The organism is Flavobacterium sp., assembly GCF_040382755.1.
GTDB lineage: Bacteria > Bacteroidota > Bacteroidia > Flavobacteriales > Flavobacteriaceae > Flavobacterium.
The window spans coordinates 1-1162 of record NZ_JBEIET010000288.1 but is presented as its reverse complement, the minus strand read 5'-3'; the positions used below and the strand labels follow the sequence as shown (position 1 = coordinate 1162).

Sequence of the window (1162 nt, the reverse complement as noted above, 5' to 3'; positions counted from 1 at the left end):
CGATAATGTATTTGCCAATATGCAAAAAGGAATGGATAGGGTATCCGCTTCAAAAATTGGAATTGGCGAAATCGCTTGGCCTGTAATTTCTTCCACAGCTACTACTTTAATGGCCTTTTTACCATTTGCTTTATGGCCTGGAACGATGGGAAAATTTATGAAATATTTTCCAATAACCTTAACGGTTACTCTTAAGGCTTCGTTATTTGTAGCGATGGTAGTAAATGCAGCTATGACAGGTGGTTCAATGGATACCGAAGACAGAAATGTTTCGAATAAATCAGCAAAATTATATACGATTATTTTTAGTGTGGTTGGAATTGTGTTTGTGTTTTTAGGACACTTAACCGATTCTACTTTTGCAAAAGCGATTGGTCATTTAGCCATTATTTCCTTAGGGTTAATGTGGTTATATAAAATAAAATTATACCAATGGACGCAAGATTTTCAATACAACTTTTTTCCAAAAATGGAAAATAAGTATAAAAATTTCTTAGCCAAAATTTTAACTGGAAAAAGAGCTTGGTTGGCATTAGCAACAATAATTGGAATGTTATTTTTCTCGTTTATCTTATTAGGAATTTTCCCAAGAAAAGTATTATTTTTCCCTGATAATATTCCAAATCAAGTTATTACGTATATAGAATATCCGCAAGGAACCGATATTGCAAAAACCAATAAGGCGACTTTGTTTGTTGAAAAACAAGTAATTGAAATCTTAAATAAATATGTAGATCCAAAGACTAATAAAAACTACTTAGCCGAAAGTATTGTTTCGCAAGTGGGAGTGGGTGCTGGTAATCCAAATGTAGATGCGGGTTCCGCTTCAGAAACGCCTTACAAAGGAAAAGTAACCGTAAATTTCTCGGAATATAAATTTAGAAATGGTGTTAACACTACTGAAGTTTTAGATGAAATTCGCGCGAAAGTAAAAGGCATTGCAGGTGCAACCGTAACGGTAGAAAAAGATGCCAACGGACCGCCAGCTGGATATCCAATTAGTGTGCAATTAACGGGTACAGATTATCAAGAAATGCTGGTGGAAGCAGATAAAATGATTGCATTTATCAATTCGAAAAATATTCCTGGAATTGAACGTTTAAGTGTGGATGTAAATAAAGATAGTCCCGAGTTAGAGGTAAAAGTTGACCGCGTGAGTGCT

1 protein-coding gene is annotated in these 1162 nt (G+C 34.7%); it reads left to right on the top strand.

Features of this window, described 5'->3' with window-relative positions:
* On the top strand, window positions 1–1162 hold a 1162-nt coding region (locus tag ABWO04_RS12060; RefSeq protein ID WP_353079923.1), incomplete at both ends, for an efflux RND transporter permease subunit.